Raw genomic sequence first — 13,085 nt, forward strand, 5'->3', positions numbered from 1 at the left:
TCTTTTTTGTATATATTTTCTTCTATTAGCGGAATCTAACTAAAAACTTGTTGAAAAGGAAGTTAGGTGGGGAAATTGTTAGAGCTTGAAGGTAACTTATTTGAAGTTATGAAAGAAATTAGGGATGAGTTAGGTTCACCTAATGATTTAACAATTAGAGAAGTTGCTCTTGCTGGGAGTTTTACACGTTGTGCGGTTGTGTTTTTATGTGGATTAACAGACAAGGATAATGTTTATAAATATGTCGTTCGTACGCTGCAATACGAAGAAATTCCAAGTGAGGAAGCCGTTGTTCAAACGTTATTGGATCGTTTTATTTCTATCGCAGAAGTGGGTGTAAAGACGAAGTTTCCAGACATTATGAATGCGATTTTAGCGGGAGATACAGTTATATTAATTGATAATATTCAAACTGCTATCGTTATTAATAGTAGGGCTTGGGAAAAAAGAAGTTTAGAACCACCAGTAACTGAAGATTTAATACGTGGACCGAGGATCGGATTAAATGAAGATATTAATGTGAATAAAATGTTAATCCGACGTAGTTTACGTGACCCAAAGCTGAGATTTCAATCTTATATTATAGGGAAGAGATCCCAAAAAGAAGTAACTTTAGTATATGTAGAAGACGTTATTAATCCTTACATTGTAAAAGAGTTAGATCGGCGTCTTCAATCAATAGTGACAGATGTCGTTTTTGAGACGGGAACGATTGAGCAATTAATTCAAGATAATAATTTGTCACCGTTTCCACAATTTTTGAACACAGAAAGGCCTGATAATATTGTGGCCTCATTAATGAAAGGTAAGGCGGCTATTTTAGTGGATGGATCACCGTTTGCTCTCATTGCGCCATTAGTATTTGTTGATATTTTTCAATCTGTGGAAGATCATTATGAGCGTTGGGTAATTGGGACTTTATTAAGAATTTTGCGGATGGGTTCTGGTATAATTGCGATTTTAATGCCAGCGATGTATGTAGCGCTCGTCTCATATCATCAAGGACTTATTCCTTCTAAATTGGCTTATTCAATTGCTGGAGCAAGAGAAGGGGTTCCGTTTCCTGCATATATTGAAACGTTAATGATGGCATTAACGATGGAGCTAATACGAGAAGCAGGAATTAGGTTGCCGAAACCGATGGGGCAAACAATTGGGATTGTAGGTGGTCTTGTAATTGGAGAAGCAGCGGTGAACGCAGGAATTGTAAATCCGTTTTTAGTTATCATTATTGCGGTTACAGCTATCGCTACCTTTTCTCTCCCTGTATATAGCATTACGATCACGTTTCGTATTTTACTTTTCGTCTTTGTGTTAGCAGCAACTGCTTTTGGGTTGTATGGAATCATTCTAGCTCTTATTGCGCTTGCTGTTCATATTACAAATTTAACAAGTGTTGGTGTACCGTATACAACTCCAATTGCTCCTGCATTTTATAAAGATTGGAAAGAAGAGTTTATTCGCATGCCAAAATCAATGTTGAAAGATCGACCAGAATATTTACAAACGAAAGATTCTACAATACGTCCAAAGGAGCGAAAATAATTGAAACCATTTGAGTATGGCGATGAAGAGATTGGATCTCGGGAAATTGGGTTTGCAGTATCGTCGACCATCATTGGCATAGGGGCATTGTCTATGCCAAGAGATATCGCTAACCAAACTTTATTTTCGGACGGTTGGATTATTTTACTTTTGGGTGGATTGGTATGTGCAGTTTTAGGCTGGTTTGTAACGAGGGTAGCTATCTTATTTCCGAAACAAAACTTTGTTCAATATACAAGTGCACATTTGACAAAGCCTGTTGCATACACAATTAGTAGTATTTTAGTATTAACGTTTGCTGCTTTGACAGCATATGAATCGCGAATGATTTCAATTATTTCTCAAACGTATTTATTTAGTGAGACACCGATACAACTACTGTCTTTCTTCTTCTTACTAGTTGTTATTTACGGAATAGCAGGATCAAGAGCAGCCTTATTAAGGTTAAATGTTCTATTTTTACCTATTGTTTTAATTGCGATAATGCTTCTTTCTTTATTAAATATAAATTTAATGGAAATAAACAATTTATTTCCAGCTTTTCAAACGGAAGTAAGTCAATACGCTGTTGGGGTTAAAAATTCTATATTCACATTTATTGGATTTGAGGTAGCTCTGTTTTATGCTGTGTTATTGAATGATAAGACAGCGAAAAAGGCACCAATGGCAGTTGCAAAAGCCGTGATAGTAAATGTGCTCTCATACATTTTAATTTATGTAACTTGTATTAGTGTTTTTACGTATATGACAACTCGTGGATTGACATATCCAACGATTGAATTAGGGAAAGAAATTGAGATTGGTGGAGGTTTTTTAGAAAGGTTTGATGCGATTTTTTTTACGACTTGGATTATTACTATTTATAATACTACAGCAATGTACTATGACGTCGCATCTTTATTGTTTTGTGCCATGTTTCCGAAAGTGAAGAAACATATTTTTATTTTCGGAAGCGCGCCTATAATTTTTATGCTGAATATGCTTCCTGGCAATTTAGATACGTTATCAAGTTACGGAACGTATTTAGCCTGGATAGATATGGGGTTTGTCGTGTTAGCTCCTTTGTTAGTTTTTATTGTATATAAAATAAAAAGAAGGAATGGTAGAAATGAAAAACCTTCTTAAAATTATAATGGTTATGATTTTAGCTGGATTTATAAGTGGGTGTTCTGAACTAGAAGAAATAGAAGAAAGAGGATTTGTAGTAGGCGCAGCTTACGATATTGTGAAGAAAAAGAAAACAAATCCGATTATAAAAGGGACGTATCAGATGGTACTTCCCAGTAAGTTAGCACAACAAGGTGGACAGGGGGATGGAGATAGTGAAAATTATATTAATGTGAGTGCAAAAGCAGATAGTGTCTTTGAGCAAATCCGAATTATTGCTAAAAAAATTAGTCGAACATTATTTTTTCCACATATACAAGTGATTATTTTTTCGGAAGAATTACTGGCGAATCCGTATGTTTTGCAAAATACGTTAGATGTATATATTCGTGATCATGAAATGAGAAGAAATATTCGTTTGTTTGTTTCAAAGAAAAATGCAGAATCTATTTTAAAACAGAGTGCAAAACCTGAAAATTTACCGGCGCAGTATATTGATATGTTAGCTGAACATCCTCCGAAAAACGCTCAAATGATTGAGGCGGCGAGAATTGGTGAAGTGCAGGGGAAAATGATTGCAAATCGAAGTTTTGCATTACCTCTTTTAGGGCTAACAAAACAAGGGGTGCAAATGGAAGGAGCGGCATTGGTTCGTGGAAAGGATAATAAGTGCGTTGGAATTTTGAGTGGAGAACAAACATTAGGAATGAACTATATAATAGGTAAAAAAATTGGAGGTTTCTTTACTGTTCGTAAAAAGAATCAGCTTATTACATATGAAATTCATAAGTTGCGCCGAAAGATCCAGGTGTCTACTGAAAATGCTACAAAACCGAAATTTGATATTCATTTGTCCACAGAAGGCATATTAGCTGAGTTGCATTTTAATGAACCGAAACAAGTGATGAGTGAAAACCTTTTAAAGAAAGAGATTTCAAAGGAAATGACGAAGCGTATTGAAAAGTCTATACAACTTGTTCAAAAAAAATATAAGGTAGATGTATTGGAATTAGGAGAGGTATATAAGAGGCATAATTATAAAGAGTGGAAAAAAATTAGTAAGAATTGGGATCAAGGTCAGAATTATTTTAGTAATGCTGAAATTAATGTTCATGTTGATCCGACAATTGAACATTCAGGTTCAGCTTTACCGAAGAAAGTGAAATAAGGTGATGTAAGTTGTTTACGGGTTTAGGGATTAGTTGCACGATATTAATGGCAGTTCTTCCAGGAGCTATATATTTTATTCATAAAAAACTCACAACGTATGGAGCACAGCCGTGGAATACTGATGTACAAAAAAAGAAACCTGAATGATTTTCAGGTTTCTTTCGTGCAAAGCAAACGTGAAAGGGGATACCTTCTATGTATGCTTTGCTTTATACAAGCCCTAACCAATGTACCAATTGTGTAGAGAGGAATGTAACAACAATGGCGATAACGGTAGGGATTGCAAACGATAAGAATGTCCATTTTGCACTTTTTGTTTCTTTATATATGTTAACCAATGTTGTTCCACACGGGAAATGAAGAAGTGAGAACAACATTGTGTTTAACGCTGTTAACCAAGTCCAACCATTTTCTAGGAATAGATTTTTAATTTGATTAAAATCATCTATTTCAGTTAAAGCCCCAGTTGATAAGTAAGACATTAATAAAATTGGGATTACAATTTCATTAGCGGGTAGTCCAAGAATGAATGCAGCTAGAATAAACCCGTCAAGTCCTAACATTTTAGCAAATGGATCTAGGAAGTTTACAAAATACATAAGTAAGCTTGTGTCACCGATAAAAATGTTAGCAAGTAACCAAGTTAATGCAGCCGCAGGGGCAGCAACAACTATAGCTCGTTTTAAAACATAGATTGATTTATCGAGTGTTGCGCGAACAATTGTATTCCAAACTTTTGGCTTGCGGTACGGAGGTAACTCAAGTGTGTAGTGAGTTGGAACCCCTTTTAAGGCTGTTTTTGATAGTACCCAAGAAACAGTTAATGTCATAATAACACCAATTACAACCATTCCAACTACAACGCCAGCAGTAACCAATGTTTGCATACTGCCTGTATAACCAGCAGCCATAAATAGTGAAGCCATTAAAATTAACATAGGCCAGCGACCGTTACAAGGAACGAAGTTGTTCGTTAAAATTGCTAGCATACGTTCACGTGGTGATTCAATGATACGTGTTGACATAATGGCTGCTGCATTACAACCAAATCCCATTGCCATTGTTAAAGATTGTTTCCCGTGTGCGCCGGATCGTTTGAATAAGCGGTCCATATTAAACGCGACACGTGGTAAGTATCCGTAGTTTTCTAATAGCGCGAACATAGGGAAAAAGATTGCCATAGGTGGTAACATAACGCTAATAACAGCACCGATACCACGGAATAAACCAAGTATTAAAATGCCATGTAACCATTCAGGTGCATGCGCTGCTTGGAACCAAGATGTTAAATATCCTTCGGCCCATCCGAAGAATTCGGCAATCATATCAGATGGTACGTTAGCACCTGCGATTGTAAGATAAAAAATAATAGATAAAATACCGAGCATAATTGGGAATCCCCAGATTGGAGATGTGAAAATTTTATCTAGTTTTTCGGAACGATATAATTTATCAGTATTTGTATATTGGACGGATTCTTTACATATGCTTGCAGATGTTCGATAAATATCTCCGACTATATCATCTCGTATATCTTCTTTTGAAAGTGTTTGTGCATGTTGAATAATATAGTCTAATGGAAGAGCTTTACTGGCTGAGTGAGATTCCATTAATTACGACCTCCCTTACAAGTGGTTCATTATGGTGTTTTTGAAGTGTAGTTAAGAAATTTTTATCTCCATCCAATATACGTAACGCAATCCAACGTGCTGGATACGTATCACCGAACACCTTATAAATTTGTGGTTCTAATTCTTGAATCATATTTTCAATTTTTTCGCTGTAAGTAATTTTAATTGGTGTTGGAATTAGTTTTTTATTTGCTACTTTTGCAATAACATTTAGTAAATGACCAATGCCTACTCGGTTACGTGCTGAAATTTTAACTACAGGTACACCAAGTGATTTTGCTAATTTTTTTTCATCAATAACAATACCTTTTTTCTCGGCTTCATCAATTAAGTTAATGCAAATGACTACATTGTTTGTCATTTCCATCACTTGGAGTGCTAAATTTAAATTTCTTTCCATAGCAGTTGCGTCTATGACAACTACAGTTACTTCTGGTTTTTCAAATATAATATAATCCCTCGCCACTTCTTCGTCCGCGGAATTTGAGTATAGTGAGTAAGTTCCAGGTAAATCTATTAATGTATAAGTACTTCCGTTATGTTCATATTCTCCTTCAGCTTTTAAAACAGTTTTTCCTGTCCAATTTCCAGTATGTTGTTTTAAACCTGTCAAAGTATTAAATAATGTACTTTTCCCGGTATTCGGGTTGCCAGCTAAAGCAATACGATGTTTGCTCATCTGAAATCATCTCCTATTAATACCCCGAAAATAAGGGAACTTTCTTCTTTTCGCAGTGCAATAGTTGTGTTGCTCACTTGATAGGCGACCGGATCTCCAAGTGGACTGCGTTGCAATACTTTAATCGTTGCCCCAGGGATAAATCCCAAATCTAATAAACGTCGTTTCATAGTTCCTTCTAATTGTATCTTCTCAATTTGTACAAATTCCCCTGTTTTAAAATCGGAAAGGGGTTTAGTATTAGCCGATACCATAAAAGTTACCTCTTCTCTATATTGTTAGTGTTAGTTTAAAAAGTTTCCTTAGGTAAACTTTTTGTTAGTAATATAGTAGACTACATTGGATGATGCTGTCAATTAGTACTTTAAAAATATTCATTTAATTTTAGAATTGTTCCAATTTATTTAGTTGTACTAAAAAATATTACTGAAATTCTTTTTAATGTGCATAAATTAGGCGTGTAAAAGTTACAAAATACAGCGGAATTGTAAATATAACTTTAACTAAAAGGGAAAAAGAGAGAAAAACATTTACATTGAATTTACATTGTTAAGAATAAATTTACATTACAGCATAGTTAGTGTGGTTTTTGTTGGATTCTTTAACTGCAAATGTTGGGATTCATAGATTTTAAGGGTTATTATCGTCATTTACTTAAAATTAAAAATTGCTTAACACTCACATAATATTGTTGTCCTACAATGAATTTGTGTTCGAAAGAAAATGAATTCGAAAAGTGATAATCCAAATGGGGGTACAAGACATGGTTATGAAAAAAGGTATTAAATTCTCTTTAGCAGCTTTAGTGGTAGCAGGAGCATTAGTTGGGTGTGGAAAAGCAGAAGATACAACTAGTAAAGAAACTGCTAAAGGAAGCGATAATACAAAACAAGAATTATCGGGTACGATTGCAGCAGCTGGTTCTACAGCTCTTCTACCTCTTGCGGAGGAAGCTGGAAAGAAATTCATGGAGAAAAATTCAAAAGTTTCTATTCAAGTTCAAGGTGGCGGTAGTGGAACTGGGATTAACCAAGTAGCATCTGGTGCAGTGCAAATTGGTAATTCAGATGTTCCGTCCGGAGATAAAATAAAAGATGCTGAAAAGGCGAAAGAATTAGTAGATAACAAGGTAGCGGGTATTGCATTCGCTCTTGTTGTAAATAAAGATGTAAAAGTTGATAACTTAACAGTGCAACAAGTACAAGATATCTTCACTGGAAAAGTAACAAACTGGAAAGAAGTAGGCGGAAAAGATGAAAAAATCAACGTAATTAATCGTCCAGCTTCATCTGGTACACGTGCTACATTCGAAAAAACAATTATGAAAGACGCAAAAATCAATGATGGAACTGGAACAACACAAGATTCTAACGGTGCAGTAGAGCAAGCTATCAATTCTACTCCAGGTTCAGTAAGCTATTTAGCAATGTCTTACATGGTGGGTGATAAAAAAGGTGCACTGCAAACAGTGAAAATTGATGGTGCTGATCCAAAAGTTGAAAACATTGCGTCTGGTAAATATCCATTCTGGTCTTACGAGTATATGGTAACAAAAGGTGAAGCGAAAGAAGCAACAAAAGCTTACATCGATTATGTAAAAGGTAAAGACTTTGAAAAGCAAGTAGAAGATATGGGCTACATTCCAATGTCTAAATTAAATAAGTAATCAAATTTATGGGGCTGGCTGCAAGGCCAGTCCTGTTCATTTCAATCTGTGAAGTGGGGTCTGTCCTGTGATGAAGGGGAAAAAACAAATTAATTACGTGAAAAGTGAATATATAGGAAGATCACTTGTTACGTTTTGTGGTATTTTTATTGTTTTAATTACATTAGCTATTATTGCGTTTATTTGTGGCAAAGGAATTCAATCTTTTACACAAAGTGGTATCTCGTTTACTGAGATGTTAACATCGACAAAATGGAATCCAAATGCTGATCAAGGATCTTTTGGGGCTTTAATTTTTATTGTAGGTTCAACAGTGGTTTCGTTAGGTGCGGTTATTATTAGTGCACCAATTGCTATAGCTCTGGCTATATTCATGAATTTAATTTCGCCGAAGTTTGGAAATAAAGTATTGAAGCCTGTTTTAGAATTATTAGTCGGTATTCCGTCAGTAGTATACGGATTATTAGGGGTTACGATTTTAGTTCCGTTATTACGTGATTCGTTCGGGGGAGTGGGCTTTAGTTTAATTGCGGGTATCGTTGTATTAAGTATTATGATTTTACCTACTATTGCTAGTATCGCTTCTGATGCAATACGCTCTGTTCCATTTGATTATTTAGAAGCTTCTTATGGCCTAGGATCAACGAAATGGCAAGCAATTAGCCGAGTGATTGTTCCTGCTGCGAAAAAAGGAATTTTAACAGGTGTTGTTTTAGGTTTAGCGCGAGCTTTTGGTGAAGCGCTAGCCGTTCAAATGGTAATCGGGAATACGATTAAATTACCAGAAGGAATATATAGTCCGACAGCAACGTTAACTGGTATTTTGACAATGGACATGACAAATACATTGAACGGAACTGCTTGGAATAATGCGCTATGGACTTTAGCGATGATTTTACTTGTTATTTCATTCCTGTTTATTTTAGTAATTCGAGCGATTGGGCAAAGAGGTGAGCGATAATAATGAATGCAAGAACGGTAAATAAAGTTTGGACGGGTATCTTTTATGCGGTTGCGGCTTTGGTCGTAGCTATGCTAGTGTTCTTAGTGTTTGAAATTTTACAAAAGGGATGGGGTTTTTGGGATCCTAATTTCTTGTTTGGAGAACCAAGTAATACAAGAGCTGGTGGTGGGATTGGTCCGCAGTTATTCAATTCATTCTACATGCTTGTTATAACGCTTATTATATCTATTCCTCTTGGACTAGGTGCTGGAATATATTTAGCAGAGTATGCAAAACAAGGGCGCTTTTTAAATTTTGTTCGTTTATGCATTGAGACAATGGCGTCTTTACCATCTATTGTTGTTGGTTTATTTGGTTTGTTAGTGTTCGTTACAATGACAGGCTGGGGATACACAGTAATGGGTGGTGCTCTTGCTTTAACTATTTTAAACTTACCAGGTTTAACACGTGTTTGTGAAAATGCTATTTCAGAAGTGCCTCATAATGTAAAAGAGGCAAGTCTTGGATTAGGTGCAACAAAGTGGCAAACAATCGTTCGTATTATTATCCCATCGTCATTACCGCAAATTATTACAGGGATTATTTTAGCGGCGGGTCGTATATTTGGGGAAGCGGCAGCATTAATTTACACAGCGGGTTTAACATCTCCGATTTTAAATTCAGCAGCGGACTTCTCGAGTCCTGCGCATCCTTTAAATCCGTTTAGACCAGCTGAAACGTTAGCAGTTCATATTTGGAAGTTAAATTCTGAAGGGTTTATTCCAGATGCGAAGTTGATTGCGACAAAATCTGCAGCTGTATTAATTATTATGGTATTACTATTCAATGTCATTTCACGCTTGATAGCATCTGTATTGCATAAGCGCTTTACAGGAACGAAAAGAAAAAGTAAAACGACGAAGAAGATAAAAGCGGCATAAGTTACAAAGGAGAACTCTCTATTTATAAGTAGAGGGTTCTTTTTGCATTTTAATATAGAAGGAAAAGGTATAGCGCTTGTTGAATTTGTAATTCGTTATATAGATAAAGAGGTGAAAATGAGGGAGTGGATTTAATTTGTTTTTTCTGCAAATGTCAGGTTTTCCAGGGGCGGGAAAATCCACAGTTTCTAAGTATATAGCGAAGTTAACAGGTGCTATAATTGTAGATCATGACGTTTTGAAATCAGCATTGTTAAAATCACTAGAAGTGAAAGGTATTGAATCAACGATAGTTGGTGGACTTGCATATGATGCTGAATGGGCATTGATTGATTCTTATTTAGAACAAGGGCATAGTGTTATATTGGATAGTCCATGTTTATATGAGGGAATGGTTGAAAAAGGGATTAAATTATCAAATAAACATGGTGTGAAATATAAATATATTGAGTGTTATCTTAATGATATGGAAGAGATTAATGCGAGACTGCAAACACGTAAGCGTATGATTAGTCAAATTGAAAAAGTGAGGTCGGAAGTAGGTTTTAAAAAGTGGTTAAATGGTAGTAAGAAACCTTTAAATAGTGAATATCTTATTGTGGATTCTAGTGAACCTCTAGAGCGGTATGCGGAAAACATGATAGATTATATGAGTAGATAGAGAAAAGGCGTTATCTTCATTCGTGAAGATAACGCCTTTTGGTTTTAAATATCGGGTGTTTCTGTAGAAGTGCTTATTTTTCTACGGGAGCGCCTTTTTTTTCCGATTTTATCTAATAGTTCATACATAACTGGAACGACTACTAATGTAAGAACAGTTGAGACTGCTAAACCACCGATGACAACTACGGCTAAACTTTTTGATACCATACTTCCTGCTTGCGATTGACCGAATAAGAGTGGTAGCATAGCGACGATTGTTGTTATAGCCGTCATAATAATTGGACGTAGTCTAGTAGAACCTGCTTCCAGTAAGGCTTCTCTCGTTTCCAGTCCGTGTTCCCGATTTTGTTGGACCCTTTCTATTAATACAATAGCGTTTGTAACGACAATCCCGATTAACATTAATGCACCGATTAAGGAATTTACATCAACAGGTGTTCGTGAAATGATTAATCCTAAAATACCACCGACAGCAGCTAATGGCAGGGAGAATAAGATTGCAAAAGGAGCACGTGCTTGCCCGAAGGTGATAACCATAATTAAATATACAATCCCGATTGCGATCCCCATAATTTTAAATAAATCTGTAAAATTCTCTTGCATAGATTCAGTAGCTCCTGCGATATTTACTTTTGCACCGCTAGGTAAATCTAAGTCATTTATCGCTTTATTTACTTCTGTGTTTACTTTACTTAAATCTTTATTTGAAGCTTCGGCGGTAATTTGAATTGTTTCTTTTCCGTCTTTATGGAAAATTTCTGTTTGTGTTTGTTTTTCTGAAATAGATGCGATGTCTTTTAAAGGAATTGGTCCATTAATAGGTGATAGTAAGTTTGTGTTTAAAATATCGTCTTGTTTATTTATGTTTTCCTTTTTGTGTTCTATCATAATAGTAGTTTTTTCATTATTAATTGTAATTTCGCCAATAGGCGATCTCTTCATAAGGAATGCTACTTGTTGCGCAGCTATTTCTGGTGTTAAGCCTAGTTGTTCAGCCTTTGTTTGATCAATATGAATTTGCCATTCTTTCTTAGAGTATTCTAAATTCGTTTTTACTTTAGAAAGATTATCCATGCTTTTTAGTTTTGTTTCGACGATAGTAGCCGTCTCTTTTAAATTCCCTTCGTTAGTAGCTGTTATGTTAAATTGCAAATTGTTTCCGCCGCCAGAGCTTGAATAACTTGTTTTTATATAATCCAGTTCAGCAGGCTCGAAAGTTTTATTTTCCTTTTTTAACTCTTTAATATATTGATCAATATCAGACCCTTTTTTAAAGACTACAAATATACTAGCAAGGTTATTTTTAGTTGTTTGCCCCCATTGTGCATCTTCTGCGCTAGATCCCATTCGTAAAATAACGTCTGTTACATCTGAATTAGAAAGTAATTTCTTTTCGAAATCGAATGCTTTTTGTTTTTGAGCTTCAGCATTATAATCGGCTGGAAATGTCATGTTAATAGATAACATTGTGTCGTCCTCAGATTTTATGTTTGCTTTCGGTAGTAATATATAGGCTGCAATTGATCCTGCAAATAATAAAAATGCAGTAAGTAGAATAATGAATTTATGAGAAAGAGACCACTTTAAGGTAGCAACATATCGTGATGAAGAACTTGGCTTTCGATGCTTTGTTTTTTTGAGTAGTAAAAAAGCCATAAGTGGAACAACTGTTAGTGCAACGATTAAGGATGATAGAATAGAATATACAACTGCTAATACCATAGGTAACATTAATTTTCCGATTGCTCCTGATACGAGGCCGATAGGTAAAAAAACAGCGACCGTTGTTAAAGTAGAAGAAGTAATTGCGACGGCGACCTCTTTCGTTGCATCAAGAATAATATTTTTAGAGAAAGAATCTTTTTGTAAACGGCGGAAAATATTCTCGATGACAACGATACTATCATCGACGAGACGTCCAACCGCAACAGCTAAACCACCAAGGGTTAAAATGTTAAGTGTGATGTTAGATTGATGTAGTAAAAAGAGTGTTAATAAAATAGATAATGGAATACTGACAACAGCGATGAGTGTTGTTCGGAAGTTACGTAAAAAGATTAAGATAATTAGAGTTGCAGCGATTGCTCCAAGTATTACTTCTTTTCCCATGCTAGTAACAGCATTTTCAACTTGTTCATGGGTTGAAGCCAAAAGTTTAATAGAAAATTGATCTTTATATTCCTTATTTATCTCTTTAACTTTTTTATCAATCTCTTTTCCGATGGCAACTGCATTTTTACTCGGTTCTTTCATGATGATTAACCCTGTGCCTTCTTCGCCGTTTATATGTGAGATTGTATCGTAGTGTTGTTTGATTTCGATTTGAGCAATGTCTTGTAATTTCACTTGGGGTGCCACAGTGATGTTTTTAATGTCATTTACATTTTTTATGTCCCCGATGACGCGGAGGTTGTATTCTTCCTGATTAACAGTAATTGCCCCGGCTGGAGTAGAAGTTTCTTTTCCTTGTAAAACAGTTAGTACCTGCTGTGATGTTACGTTTTTGTTTTTTAATTGGTTCGGATCAAGTACGATAGATAATTCAGAGGTTGATTTTCCGAAAAACATAACGTTGGCAACACCATCAATGTTTTCGAGTTGTGGTACGATTTCTTTTTCAATTTGTTTTTCATCTGCTTTTGAAAAACCGTTTTGTTTCTGGATAGTAATTTGGGCGAGTGGAATCATAGAAGTGTTTAATTGACTAACTACGGGCTTGGTTACATCTTTAGGTAATTTA

At 35.4% G+C, this 13,085-nt stretch carries 12 protein-coding genes (1 of these 12 only partly in view); 8 read left to right on the forward strand and 4 right to left on the reverse strand.

The annotated features are described in order from the left end of the window. Positions 1 to 66 precede the first annotated feature (66 nt). The 4 genes from gerLA to AC0ONG_RS02155 are packed head-to-tail and all read left to right on the forward strand — an operon-like array spanning position 67 to position 3,969. Positions 67 to 1,545 (forward strand): spore germination protein GerLA, encoded by a 1,479-nt coding sequence (gene gerLA / locus AC0ONG_RS02140; RefSeq protein ID WP_003276720.1) that lies wholly within the window; start codon positions 67 to 69, stop codon positions 1,543 to 1,545. Beyond that, positions 1,546 to 2,670 (forward strand): spore germination protein GerLB, encoded by a 1,125-nt coding sequence (gene gerLB, locus AC0ONG_RS02145; RefSeq protein WP_000802021.1) that lies wholly within the window; start codon positions 1,546 to 1,548, stop codon positions 2,668 to 2,670. Next, complete coding sequence (gerLC, locus tag AC0ONG_RS02150; protein WP_000793362.1) at positions 2,654 to 3,820, forward strand: spore germination protein GerLC; 1,167 nt, start codon at positions 2,654 to 2,656, stop codon at positions 3,818 to 3,820. Before gerLB ends, gerLC begins: the two co-directional genes overlap by 17 nt. Positions 3,821 to 3,831: 11 nt before the next feature. Then, positions 3,832 to 3,969, forward strand: coding sequence for a hypothetical protein (locus tag AC0ONG_RS02155; protein ID WP_000493991.1), 138 nt, complete (start codon positions 3,832 to 3,834; stop codon positions 3,967 to 3,969). 62 nt (positions 3,970 to 4,031) lie between these two features. Here AC0ONG_RS02155 and AC0ONG_RS02160 read toward each other — a convergent pair whose 3' ends face one another. The 3 genes from AC0ONG_RS02160 to AC0ONG_RS02170 are packed head-to-tail and all read right to left on the reverse strand — an operon-like array spanning position 4,032 to position 6,386. Further along, a complete protein-coding gene (locus AC0ONG_RS02160) occupies positions 4,032 to 5,432 on the reverse strand; it encodes a nucleoside recognition domain-containing protein (protein ID WP_000443602.1) in 1,401 nt (466 codons plus the stop codon). Next, entirely contained in the window at positions 5,410 to 6,132 is a 723-nt protein-coding gene (locus AC0ONG_RS02165; RefSeq protein WP_000033873.1) for a FeoB small GTPase domain-containing protein, read from the reverse strand. The genes AC0ONG_RS02160 and AC0ONG_RS02165 overlap by 23 nt, the downstream gene beginning before the upstream one ends. Further along, the gene (locus AC0ONG_RS02170) at positions 6,129 to 6,386 is read right to left on the reverse strand and encodes a FeoA family protein (RefSeq protein WP_000252988.1); all 258 of its coding nucleotides are present in this window, start codon (positions 6,384 to 6,386) and stop codon (positions 6,129 to 6,131) included. The genes AC0ONG_RS02165 and AC0ONG_RS02170 overlap by 4 nt, the downstream gene beginning before the upstream one ends. Positions 6,387 to 6,895: 509 nt before the next feature. Between AC0ONG_RS02170 and AC0ONG_RS02175 the strand changes: the two genes are divergently transcribed. The 4 genes from AC0ONG_RS02175 (at position 6,896) to AC0ONG_RS02190 (ending at position 10,343) form a co-directional block, all read left to right on the forward strand. After that, positions 6,896 to 7,798 (forward strand): phosphate ABC transporter substrate-binding protein PstS family protein, encoded by a 903-nt coding sequence (locus tag AC0ONG_RS02175; RefSeq protein ID WP_000245111.1) that lies wholly within the window; start codon positions 6,896 to 6,898, stop codon positions 7,796 to 7,798. Between the two features lie 70 nt (positions 7,799 to 7,868). Further along, complete coding sequence (gene pstC / locus AC0ONG_RS02180; protein WP_000676676.1) at positions 7,869 to 8,759, forward strand: phosphate ABC transporter permease subunit PstC; 891 nt, start codon at positions 7,869 to 7,871, stop codon at positions 8,757 to 8,759. A gap of 2 nt (positions 8,760 to 8,761) precedes the next feature. Beyond that, positions 8,762 to 9,682 carry a phosphate ABC transporter permease PstA gene (gene pstA / locus AC0ONG_RS02185; RefSeq protein WP_000994151.1) on the forward strand — a complete coding sequence of 307 codons (921 nt, stop codon included), beginning with the start codon at positions 8,762 to 8,764 and terminating at the stop codon, positions 9,680 to 9,682. 136 nt (positions 9,683 to 9,818) lie between these two features. Further along, complete coding sequence (locus AC0ONG_RS02190) at positions 9,819 to 10,343, forward strand: P-loop nucleotide/nucleoside kinase family protein (RefSeq protein WP_000465748.1); 525 nt, start codon at positions 9,819 to 9,821, stop codon at positions 10,341 to 10,343. 44 nt (positions 10,344 to 10,387) lie between these two features. Here the strand turns inward: AC0ONG_RS02190 and AC0ONG_RS02195 are convergent, their stop codons facing one another. Beyond that, positions 10,388 to 13,085, reverse strand: partial view of an efflux RND transporter permease subunit gene (locus AC0ONG_RS02195; RefSeq protein WP_000375600.1) — the 3' portion only. Its footprint extends 347 nt past the window's final position; only the last 2,698 of its 3,045 coding nucleotides appear in the window; the start codon falls outside the window, past its right edge; its stop codon occupies positions 10,388 to 10,390.

It is taken from the genome of Bacillus sp. TCT6 (genome assembly GCF_056033845.1).

Bases quoted from the DNA above. Each gene is read 5' to 3' on its own strand.
- AC0ONG_RS02175 (WP_000245111.1), top strand. From the start codon at position 6,896: ATGGTTATGAAAAAAGGTATTAAATTCTCTTTAGCAGCTTTAGTGGTA.
- pstC (WP_000676676.1), top strand. From the start codon at position 7,869: ATGAAGGGGAAAAAACAAATTAATTACGTGAAAAGTGAATATATAGGA.
- pstA (WP_000994151.1), top strand. From the start codon at position 8,762: ATGAATGCAAGAACGGTAAATAAAGTTTGGACGGGTATCTTTTATGCG.
- AC0ONG_RS02170 (WP_000252988.1), bottom strand. From the start codon at position 6,386: ATGGTATCGGCTAATACTAAACCCCTTTCCGATTTTAAAACAGGGGAA.
- gerLC (WP_000793362.1), top strand. From the start codon at position 2,654: ATGAAAAACCTTCTTAAAATTATAATGGTTATGATTTTAGCTGGATTT.
- AC0ONG_RS02165 (WP_000033873.1), bottom strand. From the start codon at position 6,132: ATGAGCAAACATCGTATTGCTTTAGCTGGCAACCCGAATACCGGGAAA.
- AC0ONG_RS02160 (WP_000443602.1), bottom strand. From the start codon at position 5,432: ATGGAATCTCACTCAGCCAGTAAAGCTCTTCCATTAGACTATATTATT.